Below are 19,864 nucleotides of genomic sequence, written 5' to 3' on the forward strand. Positions count from 1 at the left end.
ATCGATTTCTTCTAATCTCGGTTTTGTAAAAAAATTCTTAAATTCCCAGATTTTTGTGGGATTGATGACAAAACTGTTAAAGTTAAGATTTGCTTAACACAATCACTGCATTTTGTCCACCAAAACCAAAGCTGAAACATAATGTTTGCCGGATAGGATGGTGAAGTGCTGTCCTAACTATATTTAAATCAAATTCTGGCTTATGTAATCCTACGCAGGGAGGCAAAATTTGCTGTTGCATAGCTAACAATGTAAAAGCTACTCCTAAAGCTCCTGATGCCCCTAGAGTGTGACCTGTAGCTCCTTTAGTAGAACTAATTGGTACTTGATCAGGAAATAGCTTTTTTATGACTTTGCTTTCTACGCGATCGTTGAGTGGGGTAGCTGTACCGTGAGTATGAATGTAATCTATATCCTGGGGTGTGAGGTGAGAACGTTCTAAACTTTGCTTGATAGCAGCGATCGCACCCCTACCTTCCAAGTCTGGCTGATTGCTATGATATGCGTCTGCGGTGAAACCAAAACCCAGCACTTGACCATAAATTTTGGCTTGACGCTGCTGGGCTAACTCTCTTGATTCCAAGACAAACACAGCCGCCCCTTCACCTAATACCAAGCCTTCACGGTTGATATCAAAGGGATAAGCTCCTGTTTTAGCTAAAGCCCCCATCTGTTGAAATCCTGAGATAGTTAGGGGTGTAATTGGTGCTTCTACAGCCCCAGCGATCGCTCGTTGACATTGCCCTGTCTGAATCAAAAAAGCTGCTTGGGAAATCGCCCAAATTCCTGTAGCACAAGCTGCCATCGGTGCTAACACTATTCCTGTTGCCCCAATTTGCCTTGCAGTTGCGATCGCATTCATATGGGGTAAAAATTCTAACCAATCCTCTAACTTCTCTTCCGTAGCCCATGAGTATTGGTTGAGATATTTCTCATTTGTTTGCCGTGCCAAATTTTCCCATGATGCCTGATGGCTACGACTTGAGCCAATAACTACAGCACAATCAGGCAAAGGTAAAGATAAACCAGCATCTTCAATGGCTGCAACTACAACCTGTTGGGTTAATGTTTTCAACTTAGCTGGTTTCGTACCAATCAAGCCTAGAGGGATAGGTGCTAACTCTGGAAATATTTGATGCTGTTGAATTCCAGATTTACCAGCAATTAATTTTTGCCAACTCTCCTCTAAGCTTTTACCCAAAGCGGAAACCAGTCCAATACCGGTGATAACAACTTCAATCAATTTTAGATTTAGGGAATGGGGAATGGGGAATGGGGAATAGGAAATTGACAAAAATTGTGATATTACTTCTCTCACAACTCCCTACTCCCTACTCCCTATTCTCCAATCACTATTGCGGAGTTTTTAAATTTTCAGCCCCTTGAGTGACTTTCGCCGATTCAATGCGATCGCCTTGCTGAATCTTGTTAACTACATCAAAGCCATTGGTGACATAACCAAAAACCGCATAGTTACCATCTAAAAATCCTAAGTCAGCTAAAGCAAAATAAAACTGAGAAGAAGCAGAATCTGGTTGCTGCGATCGCGCCATTGCTACCGCACCTTGTTTATGCTGTAACTCTGGTTGCTTGGTCACACGAGCCGATTCAAAGGTTTTACTATAGATTGGGTTTTGTTCTCCTTTGGGCTTAATTTCCAAAGGAATATAACGTGCGCCAGTTTTTGGGTCACTATAACCACCAGTTCCCAAAAGTTGCACAGGAGTTTTCGGGTCTTTACTTTGAGGATCGCCCCCCTGCACTACAAAAGGTTGGGGATCTCTGACAACTCTATGGAACATTGTGCCATCGTACACACCCTTCTGCACTAAATCAACAAAGTTGCCGGCTGTAATCGGGGCATTAGTACCGTCTACTTCGATAGTAATTGGCGAGCCATTCACCCTCATCTCCACGGTAGCTTTGCCATCGAGGCGTGGTAGATTGTTCATTCCTGGAATACTCTCACTTATTGTTTCCGATACAGATGTTGCTTCAGTATTTGTTGTGGTTGTTTCGGTTGTTGTTGATGCTGGGGAAGAATCAGAGCTTACTTGCTGTGGAGAACAGCTTCCCAACATCAAAGAACCAATCATCAAAAGCGCAACTAAGAATTGTGAAACTTTTAACCGCATTGCCAGTTACTGACTCAACCAGTGTATCTTAGCCTCTTTTTGATGTTAGGGATTGGGGATTGGGGATTGAGGACAATATTCTCCTCTACTCCTCTGTCACCTGTCACCTGTCACCTGTCACCTGTGCTTACAACCCTTCCAACGGTACACCCAAAAAACGAGCTAACTCTGCACCTTGGGTTTCTAACTCTGCTATGGGTAACGGTTGTCCTACCCTTGTCAAGGGAATATCTCGGCGACCTTTAACACGGAGATATAGGGCGCGACGAGGATTTAAACCTTCTTGGATATCTATCCGCACAGCTTGTGCATCTTGAATGCGGGAATCAATTTCAATCCGGCGATTTTTGCCAGGAAAGCCCCAACGAAAGATTTTGATGTAACCAGTTTCTTTATTGAAATCGTTGTAACCGCCGCCTAAGTCCCAGAGGATAGCTAGCCACAGGTACAATGCTAAAAGCAGACCAGCCGAACCATATAACCCCATCACCAGCCCTTGAGGGACAAAGACTAATTGAGATGGATCGGTAACTATGAGTAAATTTACGTTTAAATAACTCGATATCCCAGCCAATAAAAAGCCACTAGCTCCCATTGTGACAATAGTTGCCCACCAGTAGTTGCTAAACCGACGAGAACCGAGAACCTTTTGATGTAGGAGGCGTGAAGCGGAGCTATCGCCGTTAGGTGAATCGCCTTTGTTAACTGTTGTTGATGCCGTCATTGAACTACCTTGGCCTGTGAGTGCTTCCCTTTTCTAAAAGTCTGCCATTTGAACAGGATGTCTTGCAAGTTAAATGTTGGGCATAAATCAATTCAAAATTCAAAATAGTCTACGACTAGGCTAACGCCTCCGTAGGGAAGGCTTGCGCCTACAAAATTCAAAATTAAAGAATTCTTGCCAAAAAATCTCCTCTGCTCACGTACTCCCCTGCTCTCCTGCTCACCCACTTCCCACTCCCCAGTCATAAGATTTCTGAGAAAAGGTGTGTCAAATTGTTAAAATTCTGATATTGATAGTATTTAATAGGTTCGTGTTAAATACTGGATTCCTCTACGTGAATTGAGCGAAAACCCGAACAATGTGATAAGTTAAGAAACATTAAGTTACCACAAGCTAGGTAACTAGCTCGTGATACGTGTAACGATATATCTCTGAGAAATGCCAACTTGATCAGGCGGTAGCATCTCAGGAACTCAGCAATTATAAACCTGCTGAGGGTGTCTAAAAAAACGTTATTTCCTCGGAAACGTTGCAATTTTAGTAAAAAGAGGATTTTAGTTAGATGACCATCGCAGTAGGACGCGCCCCCAGTAGAGGGTGGTTTGACGTACTAGACGACTGGTTGAAGCGCGATCGCTTCGTATTCGTAGGTTGGTCAGGGATATTATTATTCCCCTGCGCCTTCCTCGCACTAGGCGGTTGGCTCACCGGCACAACCTTCGTCACCTCCTGGTACACCCACGGACTAGCCTCATCCTACCTAGAAGGCTGTAACTTCTTGACAGTAGCAGTATCTAGCCCCGCCGACAGCATGGGACACTCCCTGTTGTTGCTGTGGGGACCAGAAGCCCAAGGGGACTTCACCCGTTGGTGTCAACTAGGTGGATTATGGCCCTTCGTAGCCCTACACGGAGCCTTTGGTTTAATCGGCTTCATGTTGCGGCAATTTGAGATTGCGCGGTTAGTAGGCATCCGTCCCTACAACGCCCTAGCATTCTCAGCCCCCATCGCGGTATTCGTCAGCGTGTTCTTGATGTACCCCTTGGGACAATCCTCCTGGTTCTTCGCACCCAGCTTCGGTGTAGCAGCCATTTTCCGGTTCTTGTTATTCCTGCAAGGTTTCCACAACTGGACACTCAACCCCTTCCACATGATGGGTGTAGCGGGTGTACTCGGTGGGGCGCTATTGTGTGCGATTCACGGTGCCACCGTAGAAAACACCCTATTTGAAGACGGCGACGGTGCTAACACCTTCCGCGCCTTCAACCCCACCCAAGCAGAAGAAACCTATTCCATGGTGACAGCAAACCGTTTCTGGTCACAGATTTTCGGGATTGCTTTCTCCAACAAACGCTGGTTGCACTTCTTCATGTTGTTCGTACCAGTAACTGGTTTGTGGATGAGTGCTGTCGGTATTGTCGGTTTAGCACTCAACCTGCGGGCGTATGACTTCGTATCGCAAGAATTGCGTGCGGCAGAAGACCCCGAATTTGAAACCTTCTATACCAAAAACATTTTGTTGAACGAGGGTATCCGCGCTTGGATGGCTCCTCAAGACCAACCCCACGAAAAATTTGTATTCCCCGAAGAGGTACTACCCCGTGGTAACGCTCTCTAATAGAACTGCCGTCATGGGCGGCGGACGCGACCAAGAATCCACCGGTTTTGCTTGGTGGTCTGGTAATGCTCGTCTCATCAACTTATCTGGTAAACTACTGGGCGCTCATGTTGCTCACGCTGGTTTGATTGTATTCTGGGCTGGAGCGATGACCCTGTTTGAAGTCGCTCACTTCATTCCAGAAAAACCAATGTACGAGCAGGGACTAATCCTGCTGCCTCATATTGCTACCCTCGGTTGGGGTGTTGGCACCGGTGGTGAAGTGATCGACACCTTCCCTTACTTCGTAGTTGGTGTACTTCACCTGATTTCTTCCGCAGTCTTGGGCTTCGGTGGTATCTATCACGCTGTTCGTGGCCCAGAAACCTTAGAAGAATATTCCTCTTTCTTTGGTTATGACTGGAAAGACAAGAACAAGATGACCAACATCATCGGTTTCCACCTGATCATCTTGGGCTGTGGTGCATTGCTGTTAGTCCTGAAGGCTATGTTCTTCGGTGGCGTGTACGACACCTGGGCCCCTGGTGGTGGTGATGTTCGCGTTATCACCAATCCAACCCTAAACCCTGCTGTTATCTTCGGTTATCTGATCAAAGCTCCTTTTGGTGGCGAAGGCTGGATTGTCAGCGTAGATAACATGGAAGATGTCATCGGCGGTCACATCTGGATTGCCTTAATTTGTATCTCTGGTGGTATTTGGCACATCTTCACTAAGCCTTTTGGTTGGGCGCGTCGTGCGTTCATCTGGTCTGGTGAGGCTTACCTTTCCTACAGCTTAGGCGCTTTGTCCTTAATGGGCTTTATCGCTTCTTGTATGGTTTGGTACAACAACACCGTTTACCCCAGCGAATTCTTCGGCCCCACTGGCCCTGAAGCTTCTCAAGCCCAAGCTTTAACCTTCTTGATTCGTGACCAACGCTTAGGTGCTAACGTTGGTTCTGCTCAAGGCCCCACAGGTCTAGGTAAATACTTGATGCGCTCTCCTACCGGTGAAATCATCTTCGGTGGTGAAACCATGCGCTTCTGGGATTTCCGTGGTCCTTGGTTAGAGCCTCTGCGTGGCCCCAACGGTCTTGACCTAGAAAAAATCAAAAATGACATTCAGCCTTGGCAAGCTCGTCGCGCTGCTGAATATATGACTCATGCTCCTCTGGGTTCTTTGAACTCTGTAGGTGGCGTGGCTACTGAAATTAACTCCTTCAACTATGTGTCTCCTCGTGCATGGTTGGCAACTTCTCACTTCGTATTAGGTTTCTTCTTCCTCATTGGACACTTGTGGCACGCTGGACGCGCTCGTGCAGCTGCTGGTGGTTTTGAGAAAGGTATTGACCGTGAGAATGAACCAGCAATGTCCATGCCTGACCTTGACTAGGTTCTAAAGTTTATTTCATCACTGACAATCGAACGCTTTTGAGGCTCTTGTGTAACAACAAGAGCCTTTTTTTTTGAGGTAATAGGAAGTAGGGAATGGGGAATTTGCACAGAGGAAGCTTTTGATGTCGATGAGCGTTATGCGCGTCTAGTTGTGACACAATCAGATATATATGAAAAAATTTAGAAGCTTTGATTGATGAAATAATTCACAGGCATCTGAATTAAGTTTTGTTAAGAGCTTGGTGTGATCAAGGCTAATCGAAAACTTCGATTCAATAAAGGGGGATAAGTAATATGAGAGAATCTGATTTTACTGATGCTTTGCGCTGGACATCTGAAGCTAAAGTAAAGTTAAAAAATATACCCTTTTTTGTCCGCGCTCAAGCTAAAGCTAGAATTGAGCAATTGGCGCGTCAAGCAGAACAAGATATTGTTACAGCAGATTTAGTTGAACAAGCTAGGCTGGAGTTTGGCCAGTAAAATTTGGGCTAGGTTTAACCTAATTGATTAAAATGGCGATCGCTAACATTCTCTCAGATAGTGGTAGGCGATCGCTTAATGATTGGCTAAATCAACCGCCTCCCACATTCATTGCTGCTAACATAGCCTTCTGACTAACTTCTTTGTACAGCGTCTGCAAATAGTTCGTGACTACATCACCAGAAGTGACATTTTTCACCTCATCTTCCGTTTTACTAAGCGGAATTGGCCCCAATACATCTAAAACTGTTTCACTCATAGATGGCGTAATTACTACCAAGGAAGACTCTAGCGGCTCATGATATTGCCAGAAAGAATCCAGATTGACACTATATTGGGGATGGGAAATCGGCTTTTGTTCTTCGGGCTTGACAGTGGTATTAACTTCTAGTTTCTCACCACGTAGCTGACGTAAATCAGTGATAATCTGTTCTTTAGTACATCCCCGTAATTGAAATAATACAAATGGGTCTTCACTGAAGCGATCGCCTAATTGATAGTAAACTGCACCAATATGTTTACAAGGGTTGGCTTTATCAGGACAAGAACATTTACTGTGAACATCACCTAGGGTAAATGGAAACAAAGACAGCCCATTTGATGTGAATACTTCTTCAATATTTTGGGGCATTTCTCCTGCTAATAATTTAGCCGGAAAAACAGCTTTTTTTGACATAGTTTCAATTACATATCCCCATTCTTCATCAGTAAATGAATCAAGGTAAAGTGAAACTGTGTAAGGCTCTACTTCACTACCTTGGACTTTGGCTAATACTTTCGCGCCTTTGAATTCAATGCTGAGAACATTTCCTTGACGCGAATAATTTCTAGCACGTTCTAAGCGTTTTTTAAAGCGGTAGGAATCGAGTAATTCTAGCCATCTTTGTGACCACCATTCACGGCTTGCTTGTAATGTTGTGTTTGTCATAATTAGGGACTGGGGATTGGGTGAATAACTTATGATTATTGTTTGTTTACCTAGTCTATTTTCACACCCTGTATTCTGTTTTTATTCTGAATCTTCTTCGATGACGGCGCTACGATCTAATATTAGTAAGTTACGAAGTTGGTCTGTATCTAGTTCTGTTAACCATTCTTCCCCTGCATCAACTACTTGTTCTGCTAGTTGTTTTTTGCTTTCAATCATGTCATGAATTTTTTCTTCTAATGTGCCGGTGCAAACGAATTTATGTACTTGCACATTACGGGTTTGACCAATGCGAAATACCCGGTCTGTGGCTTGATTTTCTACGGCTGGATTCCACCATCTATCAAAGTGGAATACATGATTAGCTCTGGTTAAATTTAAGCCGACACCACCAGCTTTGAGTGACAAAATCATGATAGGTGGCCCTTGGGGGTCGTGTTGGAAACGGTCAATAATTTCCTCTCTTTGCTTTTTGGTGGTACTACCATATAAAAACAATATTTCGCGTCCGAGTTGCTTTTCTAAGTGAGGTTTGAGCAGTTTACCCCATTCAGCAAATTGGGTGAAGATTAAAGCCCGTCCTGCTTTAGCAGTGCCGTAGGCATCGCCTTCTGCTAAAACTATTTCTAACATCTCTTCTAACCGTTGTAATTTAGCTGAATGATGTTGTGCTAAATTTGCTGCTTTCAAATACTGGGCTGGGTGATTACAAATCTGTTTCAGCTTCACTAATAAAGCTAAAATCATTCCTCGGCGTTGCAATCCTGTCGATGAATCGATTTCTGCTAAAGATGCTTCTACTACTTGTTGATAAAGAGTAGCTTGTTCCGTAGTCAAGCCACAAAATACCGTCATTTCTTGCTTTTCTGGCAAGTCTTGAATAATATTTCTGTCAGTTTTGAGGCGACGTAAAATAAAAGGTTGCACTAAAGAACGTAATTGATTTAAGGAAGCTGCATCACCATACTTTTCAATTGGCATAGCAAAACGCCGTTGAAAGAATTGCCGATTGCCTAAATAACCGGGATTGAGAAAATCTATAATAGACCACAATTCTTGTAGTCTATTTTCTACTGGTGTACCCGTTAAAGCAATGCGAAATGTGGATTCTAATTGCCTGACTGCTTGTGATTGCTTGGCTTCGGAATTTTTCACATTTTGGGCTTCATCAAGCACAATTATTTGCCAATCAATCCCCTGTAAAGATTTCAAATCACGATGAATTAATGAGTAACTGGTGATGACTAAATCATGCTTTTTGACTGCTTCTTGAAAGGCCTTACCTTTAGGTCTTTTATCACCGTGATACTGCATAGCTTTTAGCGTGGGAGCAAATTTTTTAACTTCTCGTTCCCAGTTACCTAAAACAGAAGTTGGGCAAACAAGTAAAGTTGGTTTTTCTATTGCTTCCTGTTCCTTCAGGTGTAGCAAAAAGGCAATGAACTGAATCGTTTTGCCCAGTCCCATATCGTCCGCGAGACACGCACCTAAACCCCAACGTTCTAAAAAAGCTAACCAAGCCGCACCCCTTTCTTGATAAGGGCGTAACTTTCCTTGGAAACTGGCTGGTGTAGGTAAAGGTGCAATAGCCTGATTATTAGTTAAAGCCCCAATTAATTCTTGTAAAGCTCCAGAGGCTTCAAAGCTGACTACTGGTAATTTTTCAATCACCTGAGTATCCCCGGTACTCAGACGCAAAGCATCTTCTAAAGACAGGGACATTTGTTCTTTGCGAGAGGCGAAAAAGTTTTGGGCTGTCTTAATATCTTGGGGACGCAATTCTACCCACTCACCGTTAATTTCTACCAATGGGCTATTTAAAGCCACTAAGCGATCAAATTCAGCTTTAGAAATTGTCTGCCCACCAATAGCTAATTGCCATTGAAAATTCAGTAAACTTTGCAAACCCAAACGCCCCTGCTTTTTCTTAGAGGTTTCAGCAGAAATTTTTAAACCCAAGCGGTTTGCCCAACCTTCCCGGTTTGCCAAACTCGGAGGTAAAATTACCCCCAACCCACTATCTTCTAAACGCCAAGCTACAGACTTGATAAATTCATAGGCTTGGATAGGGGTGAGGCGACAAAATTGGGGAGATTCAGTTTCTAAACTGGGTGCAATCGCAGGATACAATCGAGAAGCTAAACCCAAACCCCGCAAGAAAGTTTCTTGGGGTTGTTCAACGATGCGATGTTGATAAACTAATTGCTCAACTGGATTTTGCCAAATTGTCGCCCCATCTACTAAAAATTCTGGATTATCAGCTGCTTGCAAAAAATAAGCCAGTATCCAATCAGTTTCTCCAGAATCAGGCTGTGGCGATCGCAACTGAAAACAAGTACGAAATTGATTTTTGCTAGCTAACTGATATTGTAGCGGCATTGTCCAAGCTTTCAGCGCCGCTTCTAATCGCTCTACACCAATCACATCGGCATTTACTGCACCGGATGTACCAGTCAACCCTTGTAACCACTGACGCACAGCCAATGGTAAAGAAGCCATTACCCTAGGTTCTAACAAAGTTTGATTACTTAACATCTCCCGCACTTGGGTATCTATCACACTGTTGAGGAACGATAAAATTAATTCTTGCGGGTTAATCGGAAAATCCACATAATTCGGTGAGTAGCTAAATTTTCCCCCAGTTTCTAGTCCCCGATATGTCCGACAAACCAATGGCATTTTCGCCGCAAATTTTTCTAAGCGAGTTCCATCTATAGCACTGTCTAACAACACTTGCCATTTAGTATCAAAAGTACCATGATCTTGGCGTTGGATAATTGGTAAAAACTTAGATCTAGAAATTAAATCTAAACTCCAACGAGCAATTTGTGACCAAAAGCCTAAATCTCCACCTAAAAAACTATTTTCCCCATTCACAATGTTTAAGGGGAGAGAAGTTAGAAATTTAATAGTGTCTAGGGGATTGAGGCAAAAACCTTCAATTCGCCAAGGCTGCAAATATTCTTGAGCTTCTGTTTCAGAACCTAATGCCGCAGAATGTACAGGGGCAATTAATATTTCACCTGCTTTTTTCCCTCCTAATATGTAAGTTGGTAAAGTAACTATTTGGGAATTAATTGACCACTCCAATTCTTTAGCATTACCTGCTTTAGTTGCTTTAGGTGATGACTTTTTCGCTGGCTGAGGTAGAAAATTAGCAATTACCTGATTCTCTGTACACAAACACTCACTTAACTCAGACTGATTCATAGAGAATGGATTGAGGGGAATTTCGTTATATTCCCAATTTATTTGTGATGGTCGCCAAGTCTCACCCCAAATAAATAAATTACTACCCTGTTCTTTGACTAACCAACTACCATGTAAAATTGCCATTTTCAAACTACTCAGACTTTAATGAAATTATTAATCTTGCTTACAAGAGCTTAATGTTTAGATTGAAATAATTATGCACTAGAATCAATATATGCAATTAAAAAATATTCAATACTATTAATAATGAATTTTCCTGTGTATAAAATTCTTAAAAAGGGAATAACAGTAGAACTAGATTATATAAAACCTCAAGAATATGAAAATGTCAGAACACTACTCAACTTGATAATTGATGAAGGTAAAACCTATCCGCAACAGCATCCATTATCACAAGCAGAATTTGCAGCTTACTGGTTGAGTCATGATACCTTTGTAGTCAGGTTATCGGGTCAGGATACCATACACAAACCCCCAGAAGTATTGGGATCATTTTATGTGAAACCAAACTTTCCAGGGCGGTGCAGCCATATTTGCAATGCTGGTTTCATTGTACAACCAGGGTGGCGAGGTCAGGGCATAGGTCGCTTGATGGGAGAATCAATGCTAGAGATAGCAGCTAACCTAGGCTACGCAGCCGTGATGTTTAATTTGGTATTTGAAACTAATATACCCTCAATTACCCTGTGGCAGTCTTTAGGTTTTGATATCATGGGAAGCATTCCACAGGCGGCAAAACTAGCTGATGGGCAGATGGTGAATGCGCTGATGATGTATCGCGCTTTGCGTTGAGCAACTTGTTGCTCTTTGTATGTAACAGAAGTCAGCCATAAGGCATAAATGTTAGGATTGCCACAGAGAGAGAATAAAGAAAGAGAAGGAAAAAAAGCTGAATGGCAGAAGTTGATAAGTCAATATCCTTCGATGGTAGGGATATTCGACTGAAGGTAGGCTTACTAGCACCCCAAGCTGGTGGGTCTGTGTTGATAGAATCAGGGGATACAGCTGTTTTGGTGACAGCTACGCGATCAGCAGCCAGAGAGGGCATTGATTTTCTTCCCCTAACAGTAGACTACGAAGAAAGACTATACGCGGCAGGGAGAATACCTGGCGGGATCATGCGCCGGGAAGGCCGTCCCCCAGAAAAAGCAATTCTCACCAGTCGTTTGATTGACCGTCCCTTGCGTCCTTTGTTCCCTTCATGGTTGCGGGATGACTTGCAAGTTGTGGCATTTACCCTGTCGATGGACGAGTTAGTACCACCGGACGTGTTAGCGGTGACAGGTGCTTCGATCGCTACTCTAATTGCTAAAATTCCCTTTAACGGGCCGATGGCAGCAGTCAGGGTAGGCTTAGTTGGGGATGATTTCATCATCAATCCCACCTATGCAGAAATTGAAGCTGGAGACTTGGATTTGATAGTAGCCGGTTCCCCACATGGCGTGATCATGGTGGAAGCAGGGGCTAACCAATTGCCAGAGCGAGATATTATTGAAGCGATTGATTTTGGCTATGAAGCTGTACGCGATTTAATCAAAGCCCAGCAAGATTTAGTAGCAGAACTTGGTCTAGAAATTGTGCAGGAAGCACCACCAGCAGTAGACCAAACTCTGGCAAATTATATCCGCGATCGCGCCAGCGATGAAATTAAGAAAATCTTGGCTCAATTTGATTTAGGCAAAACCGAACGCGATACCGCCTTGGATGCCGTAAAAGAAAATATTGCCACAGCGATCGCCGATCTGCCAGAAGATGACCCCATTCGGGCTGCTGCTAGTGCCGATAATAAAGCCTTGGGCAACACTTTTAAAGACATTACTAAGCACTTTATGCGCCGTCAAATCGTTGAAGATAACGTGCGCGTGGATGGCCGCAAACTTGATGAAGTCCGTCCCGTATCTTGTCAAGTCAGTGTCTTACCCAAGCGCGTCCACGGTAGCGGTTTATTTAACCGGGGACTAACCCAGGTATTATCTGCTTGTACCCTCGGTACTCCCGGAGATGCCCAAAATCTCAACGATGACCTGCAAACAGACCAATCCAAACGCTACCTACATCATTACAATTTCCCTCCCTTCTCAGTGGGAGAAACCAAGCCACTCCGCGCCCCAGGTAGACGGGAAATCGGTCATGGTGCATTGGCAGAACGAGCCATCCTACCAGTGCTACCACCGAAGGAGCAATTCCCCTACGTGATTCGCGTAGTCTCGGAGGTATTATCATCCAACGGTTCCACCTCGATGGGTTCTGTGTGTGGTTCTACCCTAGCTTTAATGGATGCTGGTGTACCAATTATCAAACCCGTCAGTGGTGCTGCTATGGGTTTGATTAAAGAAGGGGATGAAGTGCGAGTCCTCACAGACATTCAAGGCATTGAAGACTTCTTAGGTGACATGGACTTTAAAGTCGCCGGGACAGATACGGGGATCACTGCCTTACAAATGGATATGAAAATCTCTGGTTTGTCTTTGGATGTGATTGCCCAAGCCATCCACCAAGCTAAATCAGCAAGATTGCACATTTTAGACAAAATGTTGCAAACTATTGACACACCACGCACGGAAACCTCACCTTATGCTCCACGCCTGCTGACTATCAAGATTGATCCAGAAATGATTGGTCTAGTCATCGGCCCTGGTGGTAAGACAATTAAGGGCATTACCGAAGAAACCGGAGCCAAAATTGATATCGAAGATGATGGCACCGTCACAATTTCTGCGGTCGATGAAAATAAGGCTAAAAGGGCGCGTAATATTATCCAAGGCATGACCCGCAAGCTCAATGAAGGTGATGTCTATGCTGGACGCGTGACTCGGATTATCCCCATTGGTGCTTTTGTCGAATTTCTCCCTGGCAAGGAAGGAATGATTCACATTTCCCAACTCGCTGACTACCGTGTTGGCAAGGTGGAGGATGAAGTAGCCGTGGGTGATGAAGTCATTGTCAAAGTGCGCGAAATTGACAATAAGGGACGAATTAATCTTACACGTTTGGGTATTCACCCAGATCAGGCAGCTGCGGCGCGGGAAGCTGCGGCAGTAAATCGTTAATACGATTTGGATTTTAGATTTTATCTAAAATCCGCGATGCCTTTTAGGTAGGCATCGCCGTCAAATTTTTATTAATTTTGAATAGAAGACGCTCAAGGACTGGAGTTGTAGCTACCTAGAGTTAACCACACTCAAAGTAGCTAAGACGAAAGTTGCAACTTTGCTGATTTGTCGATCGCGGTGAAGTTTGGTAAATAAAAGAAAGAGCCTACATAGTTAGGACTGGTTCCATACTTAACACCAAGCATTGTGAGTGCTAAACGTTTGCCAGAAACTACCGCCCATGTCAAAATTACCCGCCAATCCTGGCAGCAAGGCTTCCTAGAAGGCGAAGTCAGTGCAGGGGATTTTGAGTGGCATTTTCAATGGAACTTTCGCTTAGGAGAACTTTCCGTTAAGCCATCTCAAGGAAGGGCGCTAATTAAAGAACCCCTTGGTCGCTTCTTGGAACAGCAAGATTACCAGCTAGAACCAGGCGGTGACTACGCTTTTACAATTCGAGCGCAGTTATGATTTTGATAGGAAATACGGTCTTTGACCCTGATTAGAAAGAAAACACCAGAAAATAAGTTATCCAGAATTGACAGTTTAGTAGAGTACGTCAGTGTCAGAAAACCTAACTACACCAAGAGATTATTCATACTGACGCACCCTACATTTGGAAGTTTTTTTCTGGAAGTCCCCTATCGGTTGATTATCTCATTTTTTAGTTCATTATCTCCCTGGGGGTCACGATAGCCATAGAAGTTAATACTATATTCGGTAATTTTGACACCTGTTTTTTGTTCAACTTCACGGATAAATGCTTCTGGTAGTTCTATGTGAATGTCGAGAATTTGATTGGTGTCTAGACAGTTAACGTGGCTGTGAGAATCACTAATATTGCCGTATAAACGTCCATCACAGCGTTCGATACACTCAATGATCCCCTGACTAGATAATGCTTCTAAATTTTGATAAACAGATGTATGACCAATTTCTTTGCCTTGTTGGTTGAGGCGATCGTAAATCTCCCTGGCAGAAAGGTGTTCATTAGCTTGCCATAACAGTTCTAGAATAAAGCGGCGTTGGCGGCTAACACGCATACCTAGTAGTTGACACCGCTCTAGTGCATCTTCTAAAGAACGAATCGGTTTTGTTGATACTGCCTGTTGTTGCATATTTAAGTCTATTTACTATCGGGGTAATTTTCCCAGTTCTCTGTTTGTGGCTGCTTTGTATATGCAAGGAGATTCGATACTGCTATTACACCTTTGTCACCCTTACTGTTGCTTTTGATTGTTGCGAAATTAAAGTCTGAGGTGATGTTTTATTTCGTTTTTTGACGTTTGCTTTGCCACACTTTACTCTAAAACAAACTCATTACAACTTTAGCTTAAAATTACTAGAAATGTCCACCTCAAGGATTGCTGTTAGCAGAGCGGGGCGTGAGCAGCGTGCTGAGTAGGGGTGTAGGAGAAAAGGTCTTTGCCCTTAACATACTCTGTCATCAATGTTTTTGTTTAAGGAATCTATAATGACTTGGCGTTTAGCCGCTTGGGTATTATAGGATGGACGGAGTGTTGTAAGGGGTGGGGCTATTATGGCTCGCTATACCTGTTCATTTACTCTTTCTATTCATGTTGACCATCTCCAGCCATTAGTTCTAGACCTTCTCCAGGACTGTGATTTGGAAATTCAATACTATACACCCGATTACATTCTGGCGCGTGAGATTCCAGGGAATGTTCCTTTTTCTAAAATGGTGAAAGTGGAAGTGCTGATTGATAAATCAATGGCTACTGAGACAGAAAGCCGCATGAGTATTGTTATTAAGAATGAAGAATTACCACTCCAAGTTTATAATCACTGCCGACAAATGTTTGATTTTATTAAACAGTCCATTGAAGAGAGTCGCCATTGGCATTTAATTGAAAGTCTGGCTGGATAGACGCGATTTATAGCGTCTATACATGAGGATTTTGGGCTGATTCTACACAGTATTTGGCTACAAATCCTCTATATCCTCTGTCATACCTGGATTGATGAGTGTAATGTCATATTCACTGGCATCTGTTTGCCCAGAACGCTGAGAGTTTTTCAACAGATAATAAATGGCACGAACTTTAGGGCCAAAAACGATTTCATCTTCGTTTTTTAAATCGTGGGCTAACATTTTGCGGCCGTTAATCATGAAACCATTGGCACTAGGTTTTCCTTTACCATCACCATCGACAATCCGATAATAATAGCTATGACTGTTAGGGTTTCGTGGCAATCTTACCAAAGTAGCATGGCGACGGGAAACGAATTGAGACATTAAACGAATACTACATTCCCGTCCTCTGCCGATAGAGTAGAGAGAACTTTCTAAAGTAAATTCTTTACGACCCTGATCGTCTTCAAGAATTAGTAAATGATTTTCATCAGTTTCTGGTGCCATTGATAAATTGTTACCACAATTGTTGAAATTTTGATTAATCCCAATTTGTTGAATATTGTTGCCTGCCATTCTCGCCCACTGTTATCTGTGATATTCGATGTTATGCAGCATGAAAGTCAATAAAAATTTATATACAAGAGTAGAACATTTGGCTTCTACTCTGTAACTACAGTTACTCCAGTCGGAGTTACATCAGACTTGATGAGATGCCTAACATCTAACTAACGATATAGTTTAACCTGAGATTGGCAAAACTAACATTCATAATTTTACCAACGATTAGCCGCTCTACGTAATAATACAGAGTTTGTCACTACACTTACTGAGCTAAAAGCCATTAAGGCCGCAGCACTAGCAGGACTGAGGACAAAACCGGAGTTTGGTAATAAAACACCTGCGGCGAGAGGAATACCAATGGTGTTATAGGCAAAAGCCCAGAATAAATTTTGCTGAATTTTATTGAAGGTGGCTCGACTCAGTTGAATGGCTTCCACAACGTCACTGAGGCGATCGCGCATTAGGACGATTTGAGCTGTTTCCATGGCGACATCTGTACCTGAGTGTAAAGCAATGCCAACATCTGCTTGTGACAAAGCAGGAGCATCATTGATCCCATCGCCAACCATCGCCACTTGCTGGGCAGATTGTGCTTGCAATTCTTGGATAATACCGGCTTTTTTGCTGGGGGGAACGCCTGCCATGACATCAGCACTATTTATACCCAATTTTTGTGCGATCGCACTGGCAACTTCTGGGCGATCGCCACTGAGTAGCATCACCCGCAAACCCATCTGACGCAACCTTTCTACGGTATCGTGGGCATCTGTTCTCAAAGTATCTTGCACACCAATCAGTCCAGCTAAAGTGCCGGCAATTGCCACACCCACAACTGTTTTCCCCTCTGCTGCTAGCTTGTTTGCTGCTTGTTGGGCTGTTTCCGCAATCGCAATGCCATGCCAGCTTAACCATTCCCAGTTACCCAAAAGTACCGTTTCACCTGCCACCACCGCCGATACACCCAATCCTGGCTCTGTGTGGAAGTCTACAGCCTCTGGGATAGATAACTCCAGGCGTTTTGCTTCTTGCTGAATCGCTTTAGCTAAGGGGTGATATGTACCGCTTTCTACAGCCGCAGCGAGTTGAATGAGGGAGTGCTGAGTTGTGTTAGCGGAAGCTGGGCGTTGAGCAGCGTGCTGAATGCTGAGTGGGATATTGGATTTTTCTTCCCCTGCTTCCCTTGCTTCCCCTGCTTCTTCCCAGTCCCCAATCCCTAAACAATCAGTAACTTTGGGATTACCTGTGGTGAGTGTGCCGGTTTTATCGAAAACAATTGTGTCGAGCTGATGTACCTTTTCTAGAACGTCGCCGCCTTTAATCAATAAACCCCGTTCTGCACCAATGCCCGTACCGACAAGAATGGCGGTTGGTGTAGCTAATCCTAAAGCGCAGGGACAAGCGACAACCATGACGGCGATCGCTAGTTTTAAACTAATCACCAGTGGGGAGTGGTGAATGGAGAGTTGGGAATGGGACATAGTATGGGCGGCGTGACTCATCATGGCTAAACCCTCTGAGAGAGTGGTATGAGGCCAAATATGAGTGCCGCAAAAGTACCAAAAGATAAATGTCAAGACAGAAGCAGTCAATACACCATAGGTAAAGTAACCTGCTACGGTATCTGCTAATTTCTGTACAGGGGCTTTGCGAGTTTGGGCGGCTTCTACTAGGGCAACAATATGTGCCAATGTGGTATCGCTGCCAGTACGGGTGGCTTGAATAGCGATCGCACCTGATTGATTAATCGTACCTGCTGCCACTGCATCGCCTACTTGTTTGATGACTGGCACTGCCTCCCCTGTCAACATCGATTCATCTATCGTTGTTTGCCCAAAGCGCACCTCACCATCAACAGGGATTTTATCTCCTGGTAGCACTTGCACCCATTCTCCCACTCGTACCTGTTCTGCGGGAATTTCTACACTATTTGTTCCCAATCCCACCTTTTCTAAGTCTGGGTTAGGAATCAATCTCGCTACTTGTGGTTGGAGTGCCAGCAATTGCCGAAATGCTGCGGCAGCCCTACCTCTAGCTTGTTGTTCTAAAGTCCTACCCAACAAAATAAAGCCCAGCATCATGACTGGCTCATCAAAAAAGCACTCCCAACCCAGTTGGGGAAACAGTAGTGCTATCAAGCTGGCTGTGTAAGCGGTGACAGTTCCCAATCCCACTAACGTATTCATGTTGGGGGCATTACGTCGCCAACCTAGCCAACCATCTACTAAAATTGAGCGGCCTGGAATTAATAGTGCTACTGTTGCCAGTCCACAGTGGAACCAGATATTAGTTAACGAGGATAAGATGGGACTGCCAAAATTACCCAAATGTCCAACACTAGAAAACACTAGCAGCAACCCAGCAATGATCAATTGCCGCCATGCCGCACGCATTTGTTGTTGCTGTCGTTCTCTGGGATCTGCTAGTGGAGATTTGTCTGTTACTTGATGATTAGCTTGCCGGAGTTGAGTAGGGAATCCGGCAGCTGTTAATTTCTGGGCTAATCCCTCTGGATCTACAGCACCAGTTTCTGACTCTACCACTGCTACCTCTGTAGCCAGATTCACACAGGCACTCTTGACACCTGGATATTGGGTTAACTGTCGCTCTACGGCACTGACACAGCCAGCACACTTCATACCCCCAACATCCAGCAAAATTTTTTCTATAGTCGGGGTTGGTTCTGGATCAAGCTGAGTTTTCGGGACAAGTTGCATGGCAAGTGTTTTAGATTCGCTACGAAGATTCTGACGTTTGATGAAAAGCGTCTCTTATTTGAGCGTAGGCGAAATCTGAAGCAACGACTGTATGTCAAGAGATTAATTTTATTAATTTCTAGTAATTAGTTCGGTTTTAACTGCGATTCCAGCGTTGAAAAGTCACATACATAACAGTTCCTATCTGGATTGGCATGAAGGCAATTAGACTTTTCCAAAAATAATGGATTTCTAAGTTAGACATAGCACTGAAGTAACCCACACCTACCAACAGGAAAATTATCCAGGCGAGCTGTTTACGTTTCATAGTGAGCATATCAGTTTGGATAAATCGCAAGTATTTGGTTAGGGAGCAGGGGAGCAGAGGAGAGATTTTCTTTCCCAGTCCCCAGTCCCCAGTCCCCAATCCTCAATTCCCAATCCCCAATCCCTATCTTCTAAAACCAACCCTGCTTATTTACTATATAAGTATCAACAAATTCTTCGGGGGATTTGTTTAAATAAATCATGCCTTCAATCAAGCCGACGAGTTGCATAATTAGCAATGTAATTCCGTAGGAAAAAGAACCACCAACTAAAGTTATGACTAGCATAATAAATCCTTCGGGAGCGTATCCCAAAATGAATTTATGTATCCCAAAACCTCCAAAAATAATGCCACAGTATCCAGCTAGTAATTGTTTGTTAGTTTGACTAGGATTGAGATTTGCCATATGGTTGCTGCTCCTTGAAACTAATTATAGAATTAATTTTTTTTAGGTGATGAAATAACATCAATATATTTACTTAGTAAATATATTTTTATTCCTAATTTCCAGGCGTAAAATCAAATTTTTACAATTACAATTGTAAATTCAACAATATGTAAGATAAAGAAGTTTATCTCAATATTGAAAAAACTTATGATGTGCATTGCTGGCTACTAAATCATTGTGATTACATAACCTTAGACAAGAGTATTACAGACTTTTAGGAAATATTCCTCTTTCAAGAGAATTATCCCCCAACTATGGTGAAAGTGGTACTAGCATACCAGTTTCTACGATTACATCAGTGTTATCTCCGGATTTTTCGAGGAGACGGTTACAGTCTTCAAGATATCTTTAATGGAATTTACCTATTTTAAACATTCAGGTAATTTTTCTTCTA

The 19,864-nt window shown here is 43.4% G+C and carries 17 protein-coding genes; 7 read left to right on the forward strand and 10 right to left on the reverse strand.

Annotated features, from left to right (window positions below; translation table 11 throughout):
* Positions 1-82 precede the first annotated feature (82 nt).
* The 3 genes from NOS7524_RS16990 to NOS7524_RS17000 all read right to left on the reverse strand — a co-directional run bounded on the left by NOS7524_RS16990 (position 83) and on the right by NOS7524_RS17000 (position 2,859).
* The gene (locus NOS7524_RS16990; protein WP_041555822.1) at positions 83-1,243 is read right to left on the reverse strand and encodes a beta-ketoacyl-ACP synthase; all 1,161 of its coding nucleotides are present in this window, start codon (positions 1,241-1,243) and stop codon (positions 83-85) included.
* Positions 1,244-1,352: 109 nt separating this feature from the next.
* Positions 1,353-2,135 (reverse strand): peptidylprolyl isomerase, encoded by a 783-nt coding sequence (locus NOS7524_RS16995; RefSeq protein WP_015139726.1) that lies wholly within the window; start codon positions 2,133-2,135, stop codon positions 1,353-1,355.
* A 127-nt stretch (positions 2,136-2,262) separates the two neighbouring features.
* Positions 2,263-2,859, reverse strand: a complete 597-nt coding sequence (locus NOS7524_RS17000; RefSeq protein ID WP_015139727.1) for a photosystem I assembly protein Ycf4 — start codon at positions 2,857-2,859, stop codon at positions 2,263-2,265.
* A 562-nt stretch (positions 2,860-3,421) separates the two neighbouring features.
* Here NOS7524_RS17000 and psbD point away from each other — a divergent pair.
* The 3 genes from psbD (at position 3,422) to NOS7524_RS17015 (ending at position 6,331) form a co-directional block, all read left to right on the forward strand.
* Complete coding sequence (psbD, locus tag NOS7524_RS17005; protein WP_015136834.1) at positions 3,422-4,477, forward strand: photosystem II D2 protein (photosystem q(a) protein); 1,056 nt, start codon at positions 3,422-3,424, stop codon at positions 4,475-4,477.
* Complete coding sequence (gene psbC / locus NOS7524_RS17010; RefSeq protein WP_015139728.1) at positions 4,461-5,849, forward strand: photosystem II reaction center protein CP43; 1,389 nt, start codon at positions 4,461-4,463, stop codon at positions 5,847-5,849. Before psbD ends, psbC begins: the two co-directional genes overlap by 17 nt.
* Before the next feature lie 296 nt (positions 5,850-6,145).
* Positions 6,146-6,331 (forward strand): PCP reductase family protein, encoded by a 186-nt coding sequence (locus tag NOS7524_RS17015; protein WP_015139729.1) that lies wholly within the window; start codon positions 6,146-6,148, stop codon positions 6,329-6,331.
* A gap of 91 nt (positions 6,332-6,422) precedes the next feature.
* Here NOS7524_RS17015 and NOS7524_RS17020 read toward each other — a convergent pair whose 3' ends face one another.
* On the reverse strand, positions 6,423-7,259 hold the full coding sequence (locus tag NOS7524_RS17020; RefSeq protein WP_015139730.1) for an SWIM zinc finger family protein: 837 nt from the start codon (positions 7,257-7,259) through the stop codon (positions 6,423-6,425).
* A gap of 81 nt (positions 7,260-7,340) precedes the next feature.
* Positions 7,341-10,595, reverse strand: coding sequence for a DEAD/DEAH box helicase (locus NOS7524_RS17025; protein ID WP_015139731.1), 3,255 nt, complete (start codon positions 10,593-10,595; stop codon positions 7,341-7,343).
* 123 nt (positions 10,596-10,718) lie between these two features.
* Here NOS7524_RS17025 and NOS7524_RS17030 point away from each other — a divergent pair, with 123 nt between their 5' ends.
* The 3 genes from NOS7524_RS17030 (at position 10,719) to NOS7524_RS17040 (ending at position 14,035) form a co-directional block, all read left to right on the forward strand.
* Entirely contained in the window at positions 10,719-11,264 is a 546-nt protein-coding gene (locus NOS7524_RS17030) for a GNAT family N-acetyltransferase (protein WP_015139732.1), read from the forward strand.
* A 101-nt stretch (positions 11,265-11,365) separates the two neighbouring features.
* Complete coding sequence (locus NOS7524_RS17035) at positions 11,366-13,522, forward strand: polyribonucleotide nucleotidyltransferase (protein ID WP_015139733.1); 2,157 nt, start codon at positions 11,366-11,368, stop codon at positions 13,520-13,522.
* 249 nt (positions 13,523-13,771) lie between these two features.
* Positions 13,772-14,035 (forward strand): DUF3146 family protein, encoded by a 264-nt coding sequence (locus tag NOS7524_RS17040; protein WP_015139734.1) that lies wholly within the window; start codon positions 13,772-13,774, stop codon positions 14,033-14,035.
* Between the two features lie 170 nt (positions 14,036-14,205).
* Here the strand turns inward: NOS7524_RS17040 and NOS7524_RS17045 are convergent, their stop codons facing one another.
* Positions 14,206-14,682 carry a Fur family transcriptional regulator gene (locus NOS7524_RS17045; protein WP_015139735.1) on the reverse strand — a complete coding sequence of 159 codons (477 nt, stop codon included), beginning with the start codon at positions 14,680-14,682 and terminating at the stop codon, positions 14,206-14,208.
* A gap of 422 nt (positions 14,683-15,104) precedes the next feature.
* Here NOS7524_RS17045 and NOS7524_RS17050 point away from each other — a divergent pair, with 422 nt between their 5' ends.
* The gene (locus tag NOS7524_RS17050; protein ID WP_015139736.1) at positions 15,105-15,452 is read left to right on the forward strand and encodes a hypothetical protein; all 348 of its coding nucleotides are present in this window, start codon (positions 15,105-15,107) and stop codon (positions 15,450-15,452) included.
* Between the two features lie 57 nt (positions 15,453-15,509).
* Here NOS7524_RS17050 and NOS7524_RS17055 read toward each other — a convergent pair whose 3' ends face one another.
* The 4 genes from NOS7524_RS17055 to NOS7524_RS17070 all read right to left on the reverse strand — a co-directional run bounded on the left by NOS7524_RS17055 (position 15,510) and on the right by NOS7524_RS17070 (position 19,428).
* Positions 15,510-16,013, reverse strand: coding sequence for an FHA domain-containing protein (locus tag NOS7524_RS17055; RefSeq protein ID WP_015139737.1), 504 nt, complete (start codon positions 16,011-16,013; stop codon positions 15,510-15,512).
* A 200-nt stretch (positions 16,014-16,213) separates the two neighbouring features.
* Entirely contained in the window at positions 16,214-18,715 is a 2,502-nt protein-coding gene (locus NOS7524_RS17060; protein ID WP_015139738.1) for a heavy metal translocating P-type ATPase, read from the reverse strand.
* Between the two features lie 136 nt (positions 18,716-18,851).
* A complete protein-coding gene (locus tag NOS7524_RS17065) occupies positions 18,852-19,022 on the reverse strand; it encodes a hypothetical protein (RefSeq protein ID WP_235622360.1) in 171 nt (56 codons plus the stop codon).
* A 130-nt stretch (positions 19,023-19,152) separates the two neighbouring features.
* Positions 19,153-19,428 carry a TM2 domain-containing protein gene (locus tag NOS7524_RS17070; RefSeq protein WP_015139740.1) on the reverse strand — a complete coding sequence of 92 codons (276 nt, stop codon included), beginning with the start codon at positions 19,426-19,428 and terminating at the stop codon, positions 19,153-19,155.
* Positions 19,429-19,864: the final 436 nt, after the last annotated feature.

The sequence above is a fragment of the Nostoc sp. PCC 7524 genome, from assembly GCF_000316645.1.
Classification (GTDB): Bacteria; Cyanobacteriota; Cyanobacteriia; order Cyanobacteriales; family Nostocaceae; genus Trichormus.